This is a genomic window from Nonomuraea sp. NPDC049486 (assembly GCF_040676925.1).
GTDB classification, from domain to species: Bacteria; Actinomycetota; Actinomycetes; order Streptosporangiales; family Streptosporangiaceae; genus Nonomuraea; species Nonomuraea ferruginea.
This window is the reverse complement of the sequence record NZ_JBFAPV010000001.1, coordinates 459,907-479,894: the sequence shown is the minus strand read 5'-3', so window position 1 is coordinate 479,894 and position 19,988 is coordinate 459,907. Positions and strand designations below refer to the sequence as shown.

Below are 19,988 nucleotides of genomic sequence, written 5' to 3'. Positions count from 1 at the left end.
TTCACGGATATCCGACGGGGTCGAGCGGGGGTTCCCAGACGGGCGCGGGCGGTGTGGCGCGCAGCCTCAGCCAGATCCTGCCCAGCTCCAGCATGATGCCGAAGCTGTGCCGGGCCGGGGAGAACCTGGAGCCTGGCATGTCGTGCCAGCGGACCGGGATCTCCAGCACCCGCGAGCCGCGGCCGGCGCAGCGCGCCAGCAGCTCCACGTCGAACGCGAACCCGGGCGTGCGCAGCTCGGCGGCCACCTCGCGGGCGAGCGGGCCGTCGAAGAACTTGAACCCGCACTGGGTGTCGCTCACCCCGTGCACCAGCGCCCTGGCCAGCGCGCGGAAGCCGACGGCGCCGATCTCGCGGATCCGGCTGTGCCGGTTCTCGACACTCGAGTACGCGTGCGCCCGCGAGCCGATCACCACCCGCTCCCCGGACAGGAGCAGGCCGAAGGCGACGTCGACGGCGGCCAGGTCGGTGGCCATGTCGGCATCGCAGAAGCCCACGAAGGGGGCACGGGTCTCGATCAGCCCCGCACGGACCGCGGCTCCCTTGCCGGGCACCGGGCAGCTCACCAGCCGGACCGGGACCTCGCCCTCGGGCCAGGTGCGGACGATCTCGGCGGTGCCGTCCGTGCTGTTGTTGTCGACGACGATGACCGCGGTCGGGAACGGCATGCGGGCAAGCTTCGCGCACAGCTGCAGGAGCCCCCCGGGAAGCCGTCGTTCCTCGTTGTGCGCGGGAACGACGATCTCAAGCAGTGGTCGCCGGCTCGCCCCCGAGTTCCCTGAGGAGGAGGGCGGCATGGCGGCGCTCTGTTACCGCGTGCCGTAGTTGTAGAGCGGCTGGTTGACAGGCGTGGCGGTGGAACCGGTCAGGGAGACCGTGGTGATCGTCGTCACTAGTGCGGCCACGGCTACGCCGATGATCGCTGCTAACAGGATCTTGATCACGGGGGTTCCTCCTGGTGCGGCAGGGGTCCGGGGTATGTGGACAAACCTAGAACCAATTACTGCTACTCGCTAGTAGCTAGACCCAAATTTTACAAAACCCCTGATGAGGTACCTTATCGGGTCGTAAGCGGCGGCTCCAACCTGTACAGACGCAGCTCCGCAGAGTTGACCGGCACCTCGGCGTCACCGAGCCAGCCGGCGAACCGGTTCTTCTCCTCAACCGTCCCCGCATCAACAATCACGTACCGGAACCCCAGTCGGGCGAGGTCAGGTGAACCGCCTTCTAGTACGCGTTCTACCTCCGCGGCCCGGGGGTCCTCGCTTCCGACGACCAGCTCGCCCACCCGCACCACGTCGTTGGTCACCACCCGCCGCCCCGGCACCGCGAAGAACCGCTGCGCCGGATCCAGCACCGCCCTGTGCCCGTTCCAGTCGAATCTCCGGTACGACTCGAACGGCAGCACCAGCACGTCACCGGGAGCCGGGTCGTCACGCAGCGTGTCCCTCGCCTCGTACCACGACCGCGGATACGAGACGGCGTCCAGCGCCCCCAGAGCCCCCCACGCCATCGTCGGCAGCACGGCCACGGGCACCACGACCAGCACGCCGACCAGCCACCGTCCAGGCCGCCCACCCGCCGTCGCCGACTGTCCGCCCGGCGCCGCGGACCCGCTCGCCCCGGCCGGGCTCTCCCGTACGACGGCCGCCGCCAGCAGCCCGAGCCCCACGGCCGCCAGCAACGCGACCGGCGCCACGTACTGCTGCGCGTCCCGGAACACCGCGAACCCGCCCCACACCCCGACCAGCCACTTCAGCACGGACCGCCCGGCCTCGGTTACCCCCGCGGACGCGATGGCGAACCCGACGACGGCGGCCACCACGAGCCCGTTCCGGTACGGCAACCGGCGGCCCAGCCACCAGAACCCGGCGATCCCCGCGACCACGAGCACCAGCCGCGCCACCGCCCCGACGATCCCGTCGTACCCGGCGGGCACGGCGTTCGCGTTCCAGATCCCGCCGAGGGACAGCAGGCTCCCCACCGTCCCGAACGGCGTGTCGGCCCGCGAGGCGAACGCCTCCACCCCCACCGGGTCCCCTTCGAGACCGTCGGGCCGCAGCACCGCCGGCACCAGCCACGGCAGGCAGAAGGCGCCCAGCACCAGCCCCACCTGGAGCACCCTCCCCCACCGGCGGCCGGACGAGGCGGCCACGGGGAGGGCGGTGACGACGGTGACCAGCATCGCCGCGAAGCCGCCCGTCGCCGCCGGCAGGACGGAGACGGCCAGGCGGCGACCGCGGTCGAGCGCGTGGACCACCCAGGGCAGCCCCGCGTACCCCAGGAGGAGCGCCCACTGCCCGATCAGGAGACGCTCTGCCACGAACGGGTTCCAGACGTAGAAGGCCGCCGCCGCGAGGCGGGGGGCCAGTCCGGGGGAAGGGACGAGGACGGCGACGCCCGAGGCGCCCAGCACGAAGATCGACAGCAGGACGAGCTTCTGCACCAGCTCCCCCGGCAGGAGCTGGGACAGGAAGGTGACCACCGCGTCGCTGGGCACCACCCGGGGCGCGCCGCCCGCCAGGCCGAAGGTGAAGAGGGAGAACGCCGGGTCGGGGACGAACACCATGTCCTGCAGCAGCACGAACCCCCAGCCCAGAGCGGGACCGAGGGCGAGGGCTCCGAGGGTGAGGCCGAGGGCGGCGCCGGCCAGGGCGGCTCTGGCCTGGTGTGGCATCCAGCTATGACATCACACCTCTATGACTGCTTTTCCCAGCATGTCGCCAGTTGAGGGACGTTTCCGGCATGCTGTCGCGTGGGGGGATCGCGGGCAGGAAGGACGACGGGGTGGCGAGGGCCGGCCAGGCGGTGCGCGGCGATGTGGTGCTCGCCGCGGGCTTGCTGATGGTGGCCGCCCAGCTGGTGTGGAAGTTCGAGCTGGTCCGCCGCACGTACTTCCGCCAGGACGACTTCATGTTCATCGCCAGGGGCCTGGAACAGAGCCTGACCTGGGACTACCTGATGCGGGTGGACTACGGGCACATGGCTCCCGGCCCGTTCGCGATCCAGTGGCTGATGGGACGGCTCGGCGGCTACAACGACGCGCTGGCCCACGGCGTCACGATGTGCCTGCTGGCCGCGGCGGGGCTGGCGCTGCTGCGGCTGCTGACGGTGCTGTTCGGGTCGCGGCCGGCGATCCTGGTGCCGCTGGGGTTCTTCCTGCTGACCCCGATGACGATCCCCTCGCTGTCATGGTGGTCCGTGGTTCTGGGGGCGCTGCCCTTCCAGGTGGCGGTGCCCATGGCGCTCGCGTCACACGTCCTCTACACCCGCACGCGGCGCCGGCGGCACGCGGTGGCCGCCGTGGGCTGGACGCTGTTCGCGATGGCGTTCTACGTCAAGTCGCCGTTCATCCTGGTGATGGCCTTCGTGCTGACCCTGGGCTGGCTGGCGCGGGACCGGATGACGCGCGTGTGGCTGTTCTACGGCGGGGTGCTCGCGGCGTACTCGGTGGTCTTCTTCCACCAGATGTTCACCTCCGTGCAGCTCACGAACGACACGGTGCGGCCTTCCCTGCCGGACGCGGGGCTGGCCGTGGAGGCCACGTGGCGGATGTTCTCGGGCTCGCTCGTGCCCACCTCGCTGGGCGGCCCGTGGCGGTGGTGGCCGATCGGCGAGGACTACGCGCTCGCCGCCACCCCGGCGCCGCTGATCTGGGCCTCGCTCGCGGTGGGCGCTGTCGTGGTGGCCGTGTCCCTGCGCTACCGGCGGCGGGCCTGGCTGGCCTGGCTGATGCTGCTCGGTTACTTCCTGCTGGCCGACGTCGTCCCGGTCATGCTGGGGCGGGTGGAGGCGCTGGGGGCCGACCTGGCCGGGTTCGAGCTGCGGTACATCGCGTCCACGTCGATGGTGGCCGCCATCGTGATCGGCCTGGCCTTCATCCCCGTGGCGGGCGAGGAGCGCCCGTGGCTGCGCCCGCCGCCGCGGTGGCGGTGGGCGTGGGCGCCGCTGGCCGCGGTGTGCGCGGCGGGCTCGGTCTGGTCGGTGACGGCCTTCACCGCGCTGCCACTCGGCCGCAACGTCGAGAGCTACGTGGTGACGGCCGAGCTCGCGCTGGCCCGCGTCCCCCAGGACTCGGTCGTGCTGGACACCTTCGTGCCGCTCAAGGTTGCCGACCCCGCCTTCTTCTTCCAGTACGCCCGCGTCTCCAAGGTCCTCGGCCCGCTCGCGCCCGGCCGGGTGAACTGGACGGAACGGCTGTCGGGGCCGGTGCGCGCCCCGCTCGTCTTCGACCCGCGGGGACGGCTCAACCCGGTGGACGTCAAGGGGGTCACCGTGCCGGGCGGCGCCTCCTGCACGCCCGTGGGCTCCGAGGAGGTCGTCTTCCCGCTGCCCGAGAGGCTGCCGGGCGGCGAGTGGACCGTGCTGGTCACGTACCTGAACTCGGCCGAGACCACGCTCGTCGTGCGGCTGGGCGGCGGGCAGGCCGAGGTCAGGGCGGGGCGCGACCTCGGCGCGACGTACGCGACCGTGCACGGCGAGGGCGGCGAGCTGGCCCTCAGGACGGTCGGCGCGCCCGCGTGCGTCGGCGAGATCAAGGCGGGGCAGCCGGTGCCGGCCGAGCACGGCACGCCGATCCCCGCACGGCCGGTGCTGCCGTGAGGGGATCGGGGGCGCGGGTCACTTGCCCGGTTCGGGGTCCCTGGGCAGGCCGAGCATGCGCTCGCCGATGATGTTGAGCTGCACCTCGGTGGTGCCGCCGTAGATGGTCATCGCCCGGGTCGCGAGCACGGCGCGGTTCCAGTAGCCGGGGTCGCCGAGCTTCATGTCGGCCGCCGCCGTGGCCTGCGCGCCGATCAGGCTCACCGCGGTCTCGGAGACGTGCTGGGCGTGCGAGGTCGACAGCAGCTTGCGCACCGAGGCGTCGGCGCCCGGCTCGTTGCCGGCGAGCTGCTTGAGCGTCACCCGCAGCGACAGCGCGTTGATCGAGTGGCCCTCGCAGATGACGTGCGCGAGAGCGTCCGCCTCGACCGGCGTGAGGTCCCGGCCGAGCCGCTTGACGAGCCCGAGCAGGTCGGGCACGGACGCGCCGGTGCCGCCGGAGCCGGAGGAGAGCGAGACGCGCTCGTTCGAGAGCGTGTTCCTGGCCACCTTCCAGCCGTCGCCGACCTCGCCGACCACCAGGTCGTCGGAGACGAACACATCGTCCAGGAAGACCTCGTTGAACAGGTTCTCGCCGGTCATCTCGGTGAGCGGGCGCACGGTGACGCCGGGCGACTTCATGTCGACGAGGAAGTACGTGATGCCCTCGTGCTTGGAGCCCTCGCTGGAGTTACGGGCGATGCAGATGCCCCACTCGGCGACGTGCGCGACGGATGTCCAGATCTTCTGGCCGTTGAGCCGCCAGCCGCCTTCGACCTTCTCCGCCTTCATCTGCAGCGAGGCCAGGTCGGAGCCGGCGCCGGGCTCGGAGAAGAGCTGGCACCACATCATCTCGCCGCTGAGCGTCTTGGGCAGGAACCGCTCCTGCTGCTCGGGCGTGCCGTAGACGGCGACGGACGGCACCACCCAGGCGCCGATGATCAGCGCGGGGAGCCTGACCTTGGCCGCCTTCAGCTCCTGGGCGATGAGCACCTGCTCCAGCGGGCTCGCGCCGCGCCCCCACGGCGCGGGCAGGTGCGGCATGACGAAGCCGCGCTCGGCCAGCGCCCGCTTCTGCTCCTTGCCCTCCAGCCGGGCGATCTCCGCGATCTCGGCGCGCAGGGCCTCGCGCAGCGGCTCGGCGTCCTCCGGCAGGTCGAGCTCCATCTCGCGGGTGACGCCGCGCAGGGCCAGCTCGGTGACGCGGGCGGCCCAGCCGGCGGAGCCGCCGAGCAGCGCGCGCAGGGTGAGCGCGCGCCGGTAGTAGAGGTGGGCGTCGTGCTCGAAGGTGTAGCCGATGCCGCCGAAGGTCTGGATGGCGTCCTTGGCGCACTGCACGGCCGCGTCGGGGGCCATGACGCCGGCGATCGCGGCCGCGTAGTCGAGCTCCTGGCCCGCGGCGCGGGTGGCGTCCCAGACGGTGGCGCGGGCCTGCTCCAGCGCGACCAGCATGCGCGACAGCTTGTGCTTGATGCCCTGGAACTGGCCGATCGGGCGGCCGAACTGCACGCGTACCTTCGCGTACTCGGCGGCGGCGGTGACGCACCAGGACGCGACGCCGGCGGCCTCGGCGCCGAGCAGGACGGCGGCGATGTTGCGCACGTCGGCGCTCTCCACCCCGTCGAGCACCCGGTCGGCGGGCACGGTGACGCCGTCCAGCTCGACCTTCGCCACGGACCTGGTGAGGTCGAGCGACTTGAGCGAGGTGACGGTGGCGGCGGTGGCGTCGACCGCCACCCACAGCTCGCCGTCGCCGGTGACCACGGGAAGCACCAGCACGTCGGCCATCGCACCGCCGAGCACCGGCTCCGCGGCGCCGGACACGGTCAGGGAGCCGTCGCCCGCCCGCGTGCCGGTCAGCGACCCGGTGAGGGCCAGTGCGCCGGTGCGGGTGCCGTCGGCCAGGCCGGGCAGCAGCTCGTGGTGCTTCGAGGCGTGGATCACCGCGCTGGCCAGCACGGTCGGCACGTAGGGGCCGGGCGCCATCCGCTCGGCCAGCGCCTCGACGGCGACAGCGGCCTCGAGCAGCCCGTAGCCGGAGCCGCCCGACTCCTCGGGCAGGTGGAGGCCGAGAAGGCCCTGCTCTGCCAGGCCCGGCCAGAAGGCGGGCCGCTCGTCGCCGGCAGAGCGGAGCGTGTCGGTGGGGATGCTGCGCTCCGCCCAGCCGCTCACCGACTCGTGGAGCGCCTCGTGCTCCTCGCTCAACCCGATCGCCATAGCTCATCCTCCAGGCGGTTCCGTAGATGCCAGAATCATATTCTAGAGCACGCTTCTGGCCTAGAGGGGGCGAACTTTCTCCGCGAGGGTGTTCAGATCTCTCCAGTACGCCCTGCCGCTCTCCGGGATCGAGGCCATGAGCATGGCGGGCTTGGTCTGGCCCACCTCCACGACGGACACCAGGGCATGGCCGGTGCGCTGCTTGCCGCCGTCGGTGTAGGTCACCCGGAAGGCCAGCGTCCAGCCCTTGCCCCCGGACACCTTCAGCGAGCCGGTCCAGGCGAGGGTGGCGCCCTCCGGATACTGGGAATTCAGCGTCCAGCGGGCCGCCCTTGCCGCGATGGCCCGGTAGTCGGCGTCCGACCTGGGCTTGGCCTCCGGGTTGTCGCCGGGCAGCATCGCCGACGCGATCACCGTCTGCGGTACCCCGGCCTTGCCCACCCGCTGCGCGTGCGCGAACGGCGAGAACGACCTGGCCTGCCAGGGCTTGCCCAGCTTGGGGTAGCTGATGCCGGTCCTGCTGTCGGTCACGGTGCCGGTGGCGGCGGTGGCCCTGCCCGGCAGGTCGGCGAACGCCATCTTCGCGGGCACCGCCGGCAGCGGCGTCTCGGTGGGGGTCGGGGTCACCGAGGCCTCGGCCGACGTCGAGGGCACCGGGGCAACCTGGACGACGTCCTCGTTCTCCGGCTGGGTCGGCACGTCGCCGGAGAAGATCACGAACACCAGGAGGACGGCGGCCACCGTGGCGACGATGGCGCCGAGCAGATAGACGACCTTGATCGGGATGTCCCCGATCCGGCTGACCAGCCCACCCTTCAACGGAGGCGGCGCAGCCGTCGCCGGCAACGGCTCAGCCTGCCCGAACGACGCACCCCCAGGCCCCACCGGCCCCGCCCCCACCCGCACGGGCCCCACCCCAGCCCGCCGCGGCCCCACACCCTGCCCAGCCGAAGACCCAGCCGGCCCAGCCGAAGATCCGGCCTGCCCAGCCGAGCCACCGGCCGGCCCGGCCACCCCAGCCTGCCCGACCGAACCAACAGAAGCACCAGACTGACCAGCCGAACCAGCCGGAGAGCCAGCCTTCCCTGCCGACCCGGGCTGCCCGACCAACTCGGCCAGAGACCTGGCCTTCCGAGCCGGAGGACCAGCCTTTCCAGCCGCAGATCCGGCCTGCCCGGACGGCGCAGCCGAGCCGCTTGCGGGTCTGGCGGGACCGGCCGCAGGTCCGGCGGGGCCCGGCTGACCTGGACGACCGGCGGGACGCTCACCTCCCGGCCTCTGGGGGCCCGCGGACTGCGGAGCCCCTTTACCGGGTGCTCTCCCGGCCTGAGGGCCGGACGCCTCGATCGGATTCGGCCCGGACGGCGCGGAACCGCCGGAACTCCCAGGCTTGGAAGCACCGCCCGACTTCGCACCGGAAGGCCGGGAGGGGCCGCCCGATGCCGCCGGCTTGGGAGGCTCGGGGGTCACCTCCCCTTGGCCCGGGCTAGGTGAGGCTCCTGAGGGACGGTCCCGGCGGAAGGCGATGGTTTCCTCCGCAGGCGGGACGATCTTGCGAAAGGGAGCGGTGGGAGCATCGTTGCCGTTGTTCTGATCGCCGACGTCCGCCATGGCTTGAAGGCTACGTCACCTGGACGGGCGACATTTCCGCTATGCCCGCACCAGAACGAAGTCACGTACCGTATCCATCAGGAGACGTCGCGCAACCCACACCCCTGACCTGCGTATCTTTCCGTCCGAGCTGGGCAGAGTACCGGGCATGCGCAAGATCGCTGGAGGGCTGGCCGCCGCCGTCCTGGTCACCGGTTGCGCCGGCGCGCCCGGAGTCCGCGGCACGGCCTCGCCGACCGCCTCACCCACCGCCACCGCCACGGCGACCACCCCCTCGCCCAGCCCCACCGCCGAAGCGCTGCCGCTGGAGCAGACGTACGAGCGCGTGATCGCCCAGGTCCTGCCGTCGATCGTGCAGATCAACACGAAGGCCGGCCTCGGCTCCGGAGTCGTGTACGACGACAAGGGCCACATCGTCACCAACGCGCACGTCGTCGGCGAGGCCACCACCATGGAGGTCACGCTCGCCACCGGCGGCGGCTCCCGCAGCGCGAAGCTGGTCGAGTCCTTCCCCGCCGGCGACCTCGCGGTGATCAAGGTGGACGACGCGCGGGGCCTGCGCCCGGCCACGTTCGCCGACTCGTCCAAGCTCAGGGTCGGCCAGCTCGTGCTCGCCATGGGCAACCCGCTGGGCCTGTCGGGCAGCGTCACCAACGGCATCGTGTCCGCGACGGGACGCACGGTCAGCGAGCCGCAGGGCGAAGGCTCGCCCGGCGCGACGATCGCCAGCGCCGTCCAGACCTCGGCCGCGATCAACCCCGGCAACAGCGGCGGCGCCTTGGTCGACATGGCCGGACAGGTGATCGGCATCCCGACCCTGGCCGCCACCAACCCGTCGCTGGGCGGCGGCGCGGCCCCGGGCATCGGCTTCGCCATCCCCAGCAACACCGCCACGGACATCGCCGCCCAGATCGTCGAGCACGGCCGCGTGGTCAACAGCCACCGGGCGGCACTGGGCATCACGGGCTCGACGGTGATCGGCGAAGACGGCCAGCCCGCCGGCGTCGGCGTCCGCTCGGTCCAGTCGAACGGCGGCGCCGCCAAGGCGGGCATCCGCGAGGGCGACATCATCGTCTCGGTCGCCGGCAAGCAGATCCCCACCATCGCCGACCTCACCGAAACCCTCACGGAGTACAAACCGGGCGACAAGGTCGAGATCGAGTTCGTACGAGACGGCACCAGTCAGAAGGTCACCGTCACCCTGACCGAACTCCAGGCCGGGTGATCCGCAGGCCGCCGCGCTCACTGCTTGATGGTGTAGACGATGTCGACGCGGCGGTTCTTGGCGCGGTTCTTCGGCAGGGGCTTGCCCTCGGCCGTGTTGGGCAGCTTGGGGCGGGTCTCGCCGAAGCCCTGGGCCTGGAGGGTCACGCCGGGGAGCGTCAGCAGGCCCGCCATGACCTGCTTGACGGCGTCCGCCCGGCGCTGGGAGAGGGTGTCGTTGTAGGCGTCGGCGCCCTGGTCGTCGGTGTGGCCCTCGACCCTGACCTGGCCGCCCGCGCCCTCGGTGTTGATCTGCTCGGCGACCTCCTTGAGCCGCTGCCTGGCCTTGGCGGTGAGCCGCCACTTGTCGAGCGCGAACAGCACGTCGCTGGTGAGCGCCACCGTCACCTGGTCGCCCCGCTGGGACTCGCTCTCGCTGCCGTCGAGCGACTCGACCTCGCCGATGATGTCCTCGACGGGCAGCACCAGGTCCTCCACCACGCCGATCGCCGACTCCGGCGGAGGGGTCGGGGAGGTCAGTGTCAGGGCGAGGGCGAGACTAAGAGATCGGAACATCGGTGAACACGCCGATCTGCGGCATCTCGATGTTGACCTTGGTGACGTCGGCCGGCGGCGCGGCGAAGACCGCGTACAGGCTGGCGCTCTCGTCCTTCTCCAGGAACTCGCCCTGGGTGCCCGAGCAGACGCACTCGGCCTTGTCGTCGGTGCCGTTGCGTGCCACGCGGTAGCGCTTGGCGTTGACCGGGTCGATCAGGCTCACGCCGGACACGGAGTAGTCGAAGACGCCGCCGCCCATGCCGTTGTGCACGTTGAAACTGCCTTCCAGACCGGTGATGGTCCAGTTGAGCGTCGCGGTCTTGCCCTGGCGCAGCAGCCCGGTGATCTCCACCCTGACCTTGGTCGGACCGTCGGTGCCCTCGGCCTTGGTCTCGCGGCTGGCGATGACCTTGTCCCCCTGCGGCGGGGCGGTCTGCTGCTCGGCGGGGGGCGCGGTGGTCTCGGGCGGCGCGTTCTCCGTCTGCGCGGCCTGGGTCCCGCCCTGCTTCTCCTGGCCGCCGCCGGTCGTGGAGGGCAGCATGCCGCAGCCGGTCAGCGCCACGACCGCGACCGCCAGCACGAACGTCTTGCGCATGGTCACTGATCACCTTTCGGGGGTTCCGAACTCAGGGCCCGAACGTTAGCGAGGCGACCTTCAGGATCCGCATAGCGGGCTAAACACCCCGCCTCCCCCGGGCCTCGCTCGCGAGCCGCTCGGCCGCCGCGCGGCCGTGCTCGTCACCGAGCCGGTCAAACTCTCCCATAGCACGCGTCAGCGCCTCAACCGCCTCATCGATCTTCTCCATGTCCACGTACGACTCCGCCAGGACGAGCAGGGCCGCACCCGAGCCGCGCCGGTCCCCGTACACCGTGAAGGTCTCCAGCGCCTGCCCGGCCGAGTCCGCGGCGGCGTCCGGCAGCCCCTCGGCGCGGGCGACGCGGGCGAGCACCAGCAGCCCGGATGCCTCGGGCAGCCGGTCGCCGAGCCGCCGGTTGATCGCGACCCGCCGCTCCGCGCAGGCGCGGGCCTCGGCGCGGCGGCCCGCCCCCAGGTGCAGTCTCGCCAGGTCGAGCAGCGCCTCGGCCTCGCCGCGCGGGTCGCCCAGCTCGCGGTAGACGGCCAGGCTCTCCTCCAGCGGCTCCCGGCCGGACAGCAGCGCGCCCAGCGCCCGCAGCGCGTCGGCCCTGCCGCGCTGGTCACCGGCCTGGCCGAAGACGTGCAGCGCCCGGCGCAGCACCCGCTCCGCCTCGGCCCTGCGGGGTTCCACCAACCCCAGCCGGAGCGTGATGCGGGCCAGCTCCAGCCCTTCCACCAGCGGCTGGGCGGCCCGGAGCGCGGCCGCCGCGGCGTCGTTCCTGCCCTCCGCCCGGTGCAGGTCGGCCAGGCCGCGCAGCAGCAGCGCCTCCCCCTGGTGGTGGCCCGCCGTCCTGGCCGCGTCCAGCCCGGTCGCGGTCGTGGCATGCCAGTCGTCGTGGTGGCCGGCCAGCTCGAACAGCGGCGTCAGGTAGAACGCCAGCCGCCACGCCGCCTCGTACAGGCCCGCACGGAAGAAGTCGCCGACCGCCGCGACCAGGAAGCGGCGCTCCGCGCTCAGCCAGCGCGCCTCCTGGCGCAGCCGGCCCGTCTCCAGGATCTGCTCGGCTGTACGGACGAGCGTCCGGCCGGAGCCGGGCTCCGCGGGCAGCAGGGTGACCCTGGCCCGCCTGGTCCGGTCGAGGATCTCCGCCGCCCTGGCCACCAGCACCGGGCCGGGCCCGCCCTCCTCCGCCAGCCGCTCGGCCGCGTACAGCCTGGTCAGGTCGTGCCGGCCGAACCGCTCCTGGCCCGCCTCGTCCAGCCCGCGCGACTGCAGCAGCCCGGCCTCGGCCAGCGGCTCCAGGTCCTCGCCCAGCACCCACGGGGCGAAGTCGGGAGCCGTGAACGCGCCCAGCTCGCGCAGCAGCCGCCGCTCCGGCTCCGCCAGCCCGCGGTAACCGAGCGCCAGGCTGCCGCGCACGGCCAGGTCGCCCGCGCTCAGCTCGTCCAGCCTGCGCCGCTCGTCGCCCAGCCGCCCGGCCAGGTGGGCGACCGTCCAGCCGGACCGTCTGGCCAGCCGCGACCCGGCGATCCGCAGCGCCAGCGGCAGTCCGCCGCACAGCCGGACGATCTCGCGCGCCGCCTCCGGCTCGGCCGCCACCCGGTCGCGGCCGGCCACCCCGGCGAGCATCTCGAACGCCTCGTCCGGATCCAGCACGCCCAGCTCGTACGGCCTGGCCGCCTCCAGCCCGGCCAGCGGCGAGCGGCTGGTCACGATCGTCACACTGCCGGGGCCGGTCGGCAGCAGGGGACGCACCTGCGTCTCGCCGGCCGCGTCGTCGAGCACCACGACCAGCCGCCGGGCCGAGGTGAGCCGGCGGTAGAGCCGGACCCGCTCGTCCAGCGCCGGCGGCACCGCGCCGTCGGGGCGGCCGAGCGACCGCAGCAGGTCCTCCAGCACGGCCCCCGGCGTCCGCTCGCCGAGCACCGCGTACAGCCTCCCGTCGCCGGGCTCCAGCAGGTTCGCCGCCCGCACGGCCACGGCCGACTTGCCGCACCCTGCGGGCCCGTGCACCACCAGACAAACCGGCGCCCGCGCCACCCCGCCGCCCGAGGCGAGACCACCGCCACCGCCTCCGGAACCGGCACCGCCAGAGCCCGAGGCCGGACCACCGCCACCGCCACCGAAGCCCGTGGCGAAACCACCGCCTGAGAAACCCGCCGCGGGACCGCCAGTGCCGTCCGTGTTCCCTGTCGTGGTGTCGCGGGCCCACCGGGTGACCCAGGAGAGGACGTCCTGCCTACCGGTGAAATCCGAAATATCCGGCGGCAGCTCGTCGAGCGGGGTCGCGGAGATGCGGGCCGGGGCCACCACCTCGCCCGCCAGCACCCGGTCGTGCGCCTCCCGCAGCTCGGGCCCCGGCTCCAGCCCCAGCTCGTCGACCAGCACCCGCCGCGCCTCCTGGTAGGCCGCCAGCGCCTCCGACCGCCGCCCCGCCTGGTGCAGGGCCGCCATCAGGTGCGCCCACCCCCGCTCACGCAACGGGTGGGAGTTCACCAGCGCCCGCAGCTCGCCGACCACCTCACCGCCGCGCCCCAGCCGCAGGTCCAGGTCCACGCGCTCCTCCAGCGCGGTCAGGCGCGACTCCTCAAGAGGTACGCCATGCGTACGGCGCAGTTCGGCACTGTCGACGCCCGCCAGCGCCTCCCCCCGCCACAGCGCCAGCGCCTCCCTGAACCGGGCGGCCGCCTCCACGTGCCCGCCCGCCTCCCGGATCCGCCTGGCCTCCCCCACGAGCCGCTCGAACCGGTGGCAGTCGATCTCGTCCCGGTCCACCGCCAGCAGGTAACCGCCCGGCACGGTGGTGATCCCCTCGACCAGCTTGCGCAGCGCGCTCACGTACACCCGCAGCACCGACTCGGCTGACGCGGGCGGCCGGTCGCCCCACAGCACGGTGATCAGCCGCTCGACCGGCACCGCCGTGCCCGCCGACAGCAGCAGCGCCGCGAGCAGCGTCCGGTGCTTGGCCGGGCCCGGCTCCCCGCCGTCCCCGACCCGGAGCGGGCCCAGCAGCCCGAACCACACGCCCACCGTCCCTCAGCCCCGCGCCGGTCGCAGCGCGAACGACTCGAACCGCACCCGCACCGTCTTCCCGGCCTCCGGCGCGGCGTGCACCCCCGCCATGCCGGGACCCAGCGGCGCCTCCGCGTCGGTGGCCTCGGCCACCAGGCGCTCGTTCAGCCACATCCGCAGCGTCACCTCGCCGTCGCCACCGGCGCACTCGGCGACGACCCGGTTCGTGCCCTCGGACGCCGCCTTCTCCGGTCCGTACAGAACCACGCCCTCCTGCCCCGTGCGGCGCTTGACGATCGCCACCCGGCCCGCGCCGCTGACCCCGAACTCGTACCGGCCACCCGAGCCGCCATGGCACCACACCCCGTACTCGCCCGCGCCCTCCCGCAACTCCGCCTTCGCGCTGACGACCACCCCGCCACCGGGCTCCCGCCGCGGCGCCGACTTCCACAACCGCCACCCGTCCTCGACGGCCAGCACATACCCGGAACCGTCTTTCTCAGCGGTCCCGGCCTCCGACGCCCCCACCTCCCACCCATCGGCGAACCCACTCTCGTACGGCCACGCCTCCCCCCTCAACAGGACCCCCGCAACGGCCCCACCCACAACCACCGCCACCAACCCGCCCACCCACCAACGCCACCGCGCCCCACCTCTCCCCTTCTTACGCGCACCGCCGCCTGCCCCCTGGGAGTCAGGACCACCCTGCGCACTCACAACAGATCCCCCGTACACCGCACCCCGGGAGGAGGGGGAAGCCTCCGGACCGTACGGAACCGCACCTTCACCCTGGGAGGCGAGGGCACCCTGCGCACTCACAACAAACCCGTCGTACGGGACCGCACCTTCACCCTGGGAGGCGGGGGCACCCTGCGCACTCACAGCAGACCTGCCGTACGGAACCGCGTCGCCACCCTGAGCGGCAGCACCCGACCGCCGAGGGTCACCCTCTCCACGCAGCGTGCCCGAACCGCCCGCCGCCCCAGAGACTCCCCCGTACGGAACCGCACCCTCACCCTGAGCAGCGGAAGCCGCCCGCCCAAGGCCACCCGCTCCGGCCTGGCCTCCATCTCCACGCACCGCGCCCGCGCCAGAGGCTCCTCCGTACGGAACCGCCCCCTGGGAGATGGGGGCACCCTGCGGACTCACGACAGATCCGCCGTACGGAACCGCACCCCCACCCTGAGCGGCAGCACCCGCCCGCCGTGGGTCCTGGTCGCTATCTCCACGCAGCGCGGGCGTACCGCCTGCCGCTCCGGAAACCACCCCACCCTGGGAGGCGGGGGCACCCTGCGGACTCACAGCAGACCCGCCGTGCGGAACCGCATCGCCGCTCTCAGCGGCAGCACCCGTCCGCTCAGGGTCGCCCCGCAGCGCGGGCGAGCCACCCACCGCCCTAGAGACTCTCCCGTATGGAACCGCGCCCTGGGAGGTGGGGGACGCCTCCGGACCGTACGGAACCGTACCCCGGGAGGTGGGGGCAGGCTGTGGGCTCGTGGGGGATCCGGTGGACGGGGGCGCTGGGGGGAGGTGGGGAGGAGACGGAGGGCGGGTGAGGGGGGTGGTCCAGGTGCGCTCGACGGCTTCGGTGGCCGAGGCGGGGCTGGTCGGGGGGCCGCCGAGGAGGTCGGCGAGGAGGCGGGACACCGGTGGGCGGGCCCTGGGGTCCTTGGCGAGGGCCTGCTCCACCAGCCCGCGGACGCCGTCGTCCAGGCCGTCCAGGTGGGGCCTCTCGTTGACGACGCGGTTGAGCACCTCGCCAGGGGATCCGCCGCCGAACGGGGAGCGGCCGGTTCCGGCGAACGCGATGACCCCGCCCCAGGCGAACACGTCGGTGAACGGCCCGACGGTCTCGCCGCGCGCCTGCTCCGGCGCCATGAACGCGGGTGTGCCGAGGATCGCCTGGCTGGTGTCGGACCCGACGAGCTGGGCGATGCCGAAGTCGATGACGCGCGGCCCGAGCGGCGACAGCAGCACGTTCGACGGCTTGAGGTCGCGGTGGATCACCCCGGCGCCGTGGATGGCGCTCAGCGCGGTGGCGATGCCGACCGCCAGCGCCTCCAGGTTGCCCCCGGACAACGGCCCCTGGTCGCGCACGGCCCTCGCCAGGTCGGGGCCTTTGACGTACTCGGTGACGAGGTAGGCGACGTCGCCGTCGATGCCGGCGTCCAGGACGGGCGCGGTGCAGAACCGGGCGACCCGGCGCGCGGCCGCCACCTCGCGCTCGAACCTGCGGCGGAAGGCGGGGTCGCGGGCCAGCCTAGGGTGGATGACCTTGACGGCGGCCAGCCCGCCGGTGGGGGTGGCGGCCAGGTGCACCTCGCCCATGCCGCCGCGACCGAGGACGCGCCGCAGCGCGTACCCGCCGATGACCCGATCGCTCACCGCAGACACATTAGCCAGGTCCGGATCGTCCCGCTCGGAGCGCGTATCCGTGTCCGAAAGACGAGGATCCCAAGTTTCCAGACCAGCAGCCCGCCCTCCCCTCCCCGTCTGCCCCGTACGGCGTCACCGTCGAAGACATGTCAGAGACGACCGCACGCGCCACGGGCCGCAACTGGGGCCGATTCGCCCTGCACTACATCGAAATGATCATTGCGATGTTCGCCGGCATGTTCCTCCTGGATCTCGTCTGGTCCATGGCCGGCGTGCACGTCTCGTACGCGACCCACCCGGAGGCCGCGTACCTGCTCATGGCGCTCAACATGTCGATCGGCATGGCCGTGTGGATGCGCTTCCGCGGCCACGGCTGGGGGTCGACGCTGGAGATGTGCGCCGCCATGTTCGCACCGGCCGTTCCGCTCTTCCCGCTGCTGTGGCTGGGGCTCATCGACGGTCACGGGGTGATGATCGCGGCGCACGTGGCGATGTTCCCCGCCATGCTGGCCGTCATGCTCCGCCGGCTGGACGAGTTCGCCGGCTGTGCCCGTTGACCCTGCGGTACCGGTCCAGCACGTCCTGCCGCAGCAGGTGGCCGAACCCGGCCCGCTCCAGCCGCGTCCCGAGCTGGGCCGCGGTGCCGCCGAGAGCGGCGGCGGCGTCCTCCAGACGCCAGTCGTGCTCGTGCAGCACGCGCAGCAGGTGGCCGCGCCGCACCTGGGCCTGCGACAGCCTGAAGGTCTTCAGGTACGCGAGCCTCCCGTCCTCGGCGGTGATCGTCTCCCCGATGTGGTTCTCCGCCCGGCGGTCGAAGGCCGGCAGGAAACGCCGCAGCCGGAACCCGCCGAGCCGGTACACCTCCTCCACCCGGTCCGGCGAGCCCAGCAGGCCCGCCGCCATGACCGAGTCGTGGAAGCCGGCCCACTCCCGCTCCTGCCGCGCCGCCTCGGCCCGCAGGTCCGCCAGGGAGGAGACCCGGCTCTCGTCGATCACCGCGGGGAAGTCACGGGCCGGGTAGAACGTCGCGTACTCGTGGATGAGCTCCCCGTACAGATCGCGTACCAGGGTCGGGTGCAGCGCCCGGTAGTCGTCAGGATGCGGCACCACGAACGCGCTCGCCAGCGTGTCACCCGCGTACAGCAGCAGCCCGCACTGGCCGGGGTGGATCTCGAAGACGCGCAGCGCGTCCTCCAGCCCGCGCACCTCCGCCCCGGTGCGGGCGTCCTCGGCGCGCGGCGACAGCCCCCGCGCGACCGCCTGGCGTGACCACTCCGCCCAGGCGATCACGGGCCCGCGGAAGTGCAGCGCCAGGTAGCCCTCCAGGGCGAGGTGCAGGGGCAGGAAGCGCAGCCGGTTCTTGTCCACGCGCCTGGCCATCCGCCGGCGGAACCTGACGTCCATGCGGTCGAGCGGCTCCCCGAGCTGGGTGCCGTACGCTGCGGCTGGGCTCCCGTCGCCGGTCCACGACGCCACGAACGCGTGCGGGACGTACGCCACGTACACCGACTTGTCCGGCAGGCCGACGACACTCAGCTCGTCCCCGTACACCCGGGCGTGCAGCCGCAGGTCGAGGATCGGCTCCGGCCGGACCAGCGGCACCAGCCGCACCGCTCCCCAGGTCTGGGCGGGCCGGGTCTCCAGCCCGGCGAGGTCGATCATCGCGCCGCCGCCCTCTCCTCCAGGTACGCGCGCAGCTCGGCCGGCCCGGTGCGGCCCTGCGCGAACCCGGCCAGCTCGACCAGCGCCGGCAGGTCCTCGGCGTCGCGGATCCCGGCCGTCGGAACCAGCGGCGACAGCCTGCGCACCTCGAACCGCTCCGCGTCGTACACCGGGTTCAGGTGCACGACGCGTACCCCGCCCGCCGGGTCGAGCCGGCGCCGCCACACCCGCAGGACCTCCGCGGCCAGCCCGGGAGGCGCGTTGTCCCACCCGTCGGAGACGATGACCAGCCGGTCCGGCCGCGGGTCGAGCGCGTCGAGCACCCGCCGCCCGAGCGGCGTCGGCCCGTCCGGCCGCGCCATCACCGGGTCGGCGAGCCCTGACACCCACAGCCCTCGGTAGGACCCGGCCAGCGCCTCCAGCAGGTAGTGGCAGGCCAGCGCGACCGCCAGCGGCCTGCGCCGCTTCACCGGCGAGCCGAACGACGAGAAGCTGTCGTCCAGCACCGCCGCGACGCTCCCCCACGTCCCCCGCCGCGGCCCCGCCGCCCGCGCCGCCGCCGCGCGCAGCGCCGCCACGTGCTGACGCCGCTCGCCGTACGGCAGCGACAGCACGTACGAGGCCGCGCGCACCAGCGGCATGGCCGCCAGATCGGCCTTGTCCCGGATCCCCGCACGCTCATGGGCGCCGGCCAGCCGCAGCCGCTCCGAACGGGTCAGGCGGGGCGCGATCCGCTCCAGGAAGACCGCCCTGGGGATGCCGTGCCGGGCCGCGAACCCCTCCGCCACCGTGTACGGCAGCTCGTACAGCGCCTGCTTCTCGTGGTGGGCACGGCGCCAGGCCTCCAGCACCGGGGTGTCGAAGCGGGCGCGCCGGTGCGGCGCGAACAGGAAGTCGCCCAGCTCGCCCGGTGGCCGCAGGTGCGCGTGACGCACCGCCGCCTTCATCGCGGAGCGGTACTTGACCGCGTCGAAGGCCAGGTCGGGCCGGGCCAGCAGCCAGTCGCGGATGACCGCCCTGGTGCGCCGGTTGTTCACGCCGTCCCGCCGCAGCTCACCGAACAGCCGGTAGACGCGTGGCGGGCTCATCCTGGCCAGCCGCCAGGAGATGAGCGGGCCGTCGCCGCGGGCCTTCAGCACGTTGTGGATGATCATCGCGGCGTTGTGGTCGTTGACGTCCAGCGCCAGCGTGGCCGCGTACAGATCGGGATAGTTGCCGTGGATGTAGCGGTGCAGGAAGTCCAGCGACAGCCGCTGCTCGCCCGCCGTGGCGCGGAACTCCCGCTGCCCGGTCGAGGTGATGGCCGCGTTCGCGAACAGCAGCACGTCCTCGCACTCGATCAGGTCGGCGTAGGTCTCCATGGCTCCCCGGGATGACGGCGCCGGCCGGGGAATGGGGGCACGAACTGCGAAGCATCGCTTCATAGGCGGGTTCCGGAAGTCGCGCCTGAGTCCCGCGACCGGCTGCTCCCGGACCTTACCGCGCAGCAGCCGGACGAGCGACGAAATATCCGCATTCCGCCGTCGGCCGGCCCGGCCGCCTCCCGCCCGCCGGTTCCCCGGGGGCGGGAGGTGAGCCGGCGCTCACTAGGGCTCGCAGCCGGCCTCGGTGTCGGTGCCGAGCCCGCCGTTGCAGTCGTCGGTGCCCGGTCCCCCGTTGTTGCCGTTGAGCTCGTCGTTGCCGGCGCGCCCATCTGGACGTCGGCGGCAACCTGCGGGCGTCCGACTACGCCAGCGGCTTCACCAGCGACATCTTCCCCGGCCGGCGGGTGCCCGACGTCGTGGGCCTCGTCGGCCTGCAGCCGAACGCCTCGTACATCATGCTGCCCACCCAGCCGGGCTCGTTCGTCGACGAGACCTTCGCCGACAGCGCGGACGACACCAAGTCCGACGACGGCTGGGCGGTCTTCAGCGGCACCTCGGCGGCGGCAGCCCAGGCGGCGGGCGTGTGCGCCCTCGTGAAGGGCTCGTGGCCGGGGATCTCGCCCACCCGGATGAAGCAGCTCCTCAGGGCCACGGCGAGGGACGTGACGACCGGCAGTTGCTTCAACGCCCCGGGCATGAACCACCAGGCGACGGCCGGGCCGGACCGCGCGACCGGCAGCGGGCTCATCGACGCCTACGCGGCCCAGAGCTCGGCCCAGACCACCTACATCGAATGTTCCATCCGCGGGCTGAACTGCGACTAGGCC

15 protein-coding genes are annotated in these 19,988 nt (G+C 73.1%); 4 read left to right on the top strand and 11 right to left on the bottom strand.

Going from position 1 to position 19,988, the window contains the following annotated elements:
- Nucleotide 1: 1 nt before the first annotated feature.
- The 3 genes from AB0K05_RS02290 to AB0K05_RS02280 all read right to left on the bottom strand — a co-directional run bounded on the left by AB0K05_RS02290 (nt 2) and on the right by AB0K05_RS02280 (nt 2,676).
- Nucleotides 2-796, bottom strand: a complete 795-nt coding sequence (locus AB0K05_RS02290) for a glycosyltransferase (RefSeq protein WP_148034157.1) — start codon at nt 794-796, stop codon at nt 2-4.
- 12 nt (nt 797-808) lie between these two features.
- Nucleotides 809-943 (bottom strand): hypothetical protein, encoded by a 135-nt coding sequence (locus AB0K05_RS02285; protein ID WP_261808826.1) that lies wholly within the window; start codon nt 941-943, stop codon nt 809-811.
- A 113-nt stretch (nt 944-1,056) separates the two neighbouring features.
- Nucleotides 1,057-2,676: a hypothetical protein gene (locus tag AB0K05_RS02280; protein ID WP_271278236.1), complete on the bottom strand. Its 1,620-nt coding sequence runs from the start codon at nt 2,674-2,676 to the stop codon at nt 1,057-1,059.
- Between the two features lie 68 nt (nt 2,677-2,744).
- Here AB0K05_RS02280 and AB0K05_RS02275 point away from each other — a divergent pair, with 68 nt between their 5' ends.
- Nucleotides 2,745-4,601: a hypothetical protein gene (locus AB0K05_RS02275; RefSeq protein ID WP_364225833.1), complete on the top strand. Its 1,857-nt coding sequence runs from the start codon at nt 2,745-2,747 to the stop codon at nt 4,599-4,601.
- Nucleotides 4,602-4,619: 18 nt separating this feature from the next.
- On the opposite strand, the gene AB0K05_RS02270 is transcribed toward AB0K05_RS02275, so the two are convergent.
- Together AB0K05_RS02270 and AB0K05_RS02265 are read right to left on the bottom strand one after the other, a co-directional pair.
- A complete protein-coding gene (locus AB0K05_RS02270) occupies nt 4,620-6,797 on the bottom strand; it encodes an acyl-CoA dehydrogenase (protein WP_271278234.1) in 2,178 nt (725 codons plus the stop codon).
- Nucleotides 6,798-6,857: 60 nt separating this feature from the next.
- Nucleotides 6,858-7,616, bottom strand: coding sequence for a hypothetical protein (locus AB0K05_RS02265; protein ID WP_364225829.1), 759 nt, complete (start codon nt 7,614-7,616; stop codon nt 6,858-6,860).
- A gap of 940 nt (nt 7,617-8,556) precedes the next feature.
- On the opposite strand from AB0K05_RS02265, the gene AB0K05_RS02260 reads away from it, so the two are divergent.
- On the top strand, nt 8,557-9,633 hold the full coding sequence (locus AB0K05_RS02260) for a trypsin-like peptidase domain-containing protein (protein WP_364225826.1): 1,077 nt from the start codon (nt 8,557-8,559) through the stop codon (nt 9,631-9,633).
- 17 nt (nt 9,634-9,650) lie between these two features.
- Here AB0K05_RS02260 and AB0K05_RS02255 read toward each other — a convergent pair whose 3' ends face one another.
- The 4 genes from AB0K05_RS02255 to AB0K05_RS02240 form a co-directional block, all read right to left on the bottom strand.
- Nucleotides 9,651-10,187: an OmpA family protein gene (locus AB0K05_RS02255; RefSeq protein ID WP_219543530.1), complete on the bottom strand. Its 537-nt coding sequence runs from the start codon at nt 10,185-10,187 to the stop codon at nt 9,651-9,653.
- Nucleotides 10,171-10,764: a lipoprotein gene (locus tag AB0K05_RS02250; RefSeq protein WP_364225822.1), complete on the bottom strand. Its 594-nt coding sequence runs from the start codon at nt 10,762-10,764 to the stop codon at nt 10,171-10,173. The genes AB0K05_RS02255 and AB0K05_RS02250 overlap by 17 nt, the downstream gene beginning before the upstream one ends.
- A gap of 79 nt (nt 10,765-10,843) precedes the next feature.
- Nucleotides 10,844-13,777, bottom strand: a complete 2,934-nt coding sequence (locus tag AB0K05_RS02245) for a BTAD domain-containing putative transcriptional regulator (protein WP_364225819.1) — start codon at nt 13,775-13,777, stop codon at nt 10,844-10,846.
- A gap of 6 nt (nt 13,778-13,783) precedes the next feature.
- Nucleotides 13,784-16,144: a protein kinase gene (locus AB0K05_RS02240; RefSeq protein WP_364225816.1), complete on the bottom strand. Its 2,361-nt coding sequence runs from the start codon at nt 16,142-16,144 to the stop codon at nt 13,784-13,786.
- A 137-nt stretch (nt 16,145-16,281) separates the two neighbouring features.
- On the opposite strand from AB0K05_RS02240, the gene AB0K05_RS02235 reads away from it, so the two are divergent.
- On the top strand, nt 16,282-16,692 hold the full coding sequence (locus tag AB0K05_RS02235) for a hypothetical protein (RefSeq protein ID WP_148034168.1): 411 nt from the start codon (nt 16,282-16,284) through the stop codon (nt 16,690-16,692).
- On the opposite strand, the gene AB0K05_RS02230 is transcribed toward AB0K05_RS02235, so the two are convergent.
- Together AB0K05_RS02230 and AB0K05_RS02225 are read right to left on the bottom strand one after the other, a co-directional pair.
- Complete coding sequence (locus tag AB0K05_RS02230) at nt 16,649-17,797, bottom strand: hypothetical protein (RefSeq protein WP_148034169.1); 1,149 nt, start codon at nt 17,795-17,797, stop codon at nt 16,649-16,651. The two genes, AB0K05_RS02235 and AB0K05_RS02230, sit on opposite strands and share 44 nt — an antisense overlap.
- The gene (locus AB0K05_RS02225; RefSeq protein WP_364225811.1) at nt 17,794-19,158 is read right to left on the bottom strand and encodes a hypothetical protein; all 1,365 of its coding nucleotides are present in this window, start codon (nt 19,156-19,158) and stop codon (nt 17,794-17,796) included. The genes AB0K05_RS02230 and AB0K05_RS02225 overlap by 4 nt, the downstream gene beginning before the upstream one ends.
- 407 nt (nt 19,159-19,565) lie before the next feature.
- On the opposite strand from AB0K05_RS02225, the gene AB0K05_RS02220 reads away from it, so the two are divergent.
- A complete protein-coding gene (locus tag AB0K05_RS02220; protein WP_364225808.1) occupies nt 19,566-19,985 on the top strand; it encodes a S8 family serine peptidase in 420 nt (139 codons plus the stop codon).
- The last annotated feature ends 3 nt before the right edge of the window (nt 19,986-19,988 follow it).

What these genes read in the sequence shown, in the direction of transcription:
- AB0K05_RS02290 (WP_148034157.1), bottom strand. Translation starts at nt 796, where the DNA reads ATGCCGCCCTCCTCCTCAGGGAACTCGGGGGCGAGCCGGCGACCACTG.
- AB0K05_RS02280 (WP_271278236.1), bottom strand. Translation starts at nt 2,676, where the DNA reads ATGCCACACCAGGCCAGAGCCGCCCTGGCCGGCGCCGCCCTCGGCCTC.
- AB0K05_RS02275 (WP_364225833.1), top strand. Translation starts at nt 2,745, where the DNA reads ATGCTGTCGCGTGGGGGGATCGCGGGCAGGAAGGACGACGGGGTGGCG.
- AB0K05_RS02270 (WP_271278234.1), bottom strand. Translation starts at nt 6,797, where the DNA reads ATGGCGATCGGGTTGAGCGAGGAGCACGAGGCGCTCCACGAGTCGGTG.
- AB0K05_RS02260 (WP_364225826.1), top strand. Translation starts at nt 8,557, where the DNA reads ATGCGCAAGATCGCTGGAGGGCTGGCCGCCGCCGTCCTGGTCACCGGT.
- AB0K05_RS02255 (WP_219543530.1), bottom strand. Translation starts at nt 10,187, where the DNA reads ATGTTCCGATCTCTTAGTCTCGCCCTCGCCCTGACACTGACCTCCCCG.
- AB0K05_RS02250 (WP_364225822.1), bottom strand. Translation starts at nt 10,764, where the DNA reads ATGCGCAAGACGTTCGTGCTGGCGGTCGCGGTCGTGGCGCTGACCGGC.
- AB0K05_RS02235 (WP_148034168.1), top strand. Translation starts at nt 16,282, where the DNA reads ATGTCAGAGACGACCGCACGCGCCACGGGCCGCAACTGGGGCCGATTC.
- AB0K05_RS02230 (WP_148034169.1), bottom strand. Translation starts at nt 17,797, where the DNA reads ATGATCGACCTCGCCGGGCTGGAGACCCGGCCCGCCCAGACCTGGGGA.
- AB0K05_RS02225 (WP_364225811.1), bottom strand. Translation starts at nt 19,158, where the DNA reads ATGGAGACCTACGCCGACCTGATCGAGTGCGAGGACGTGCTGCTGTTC.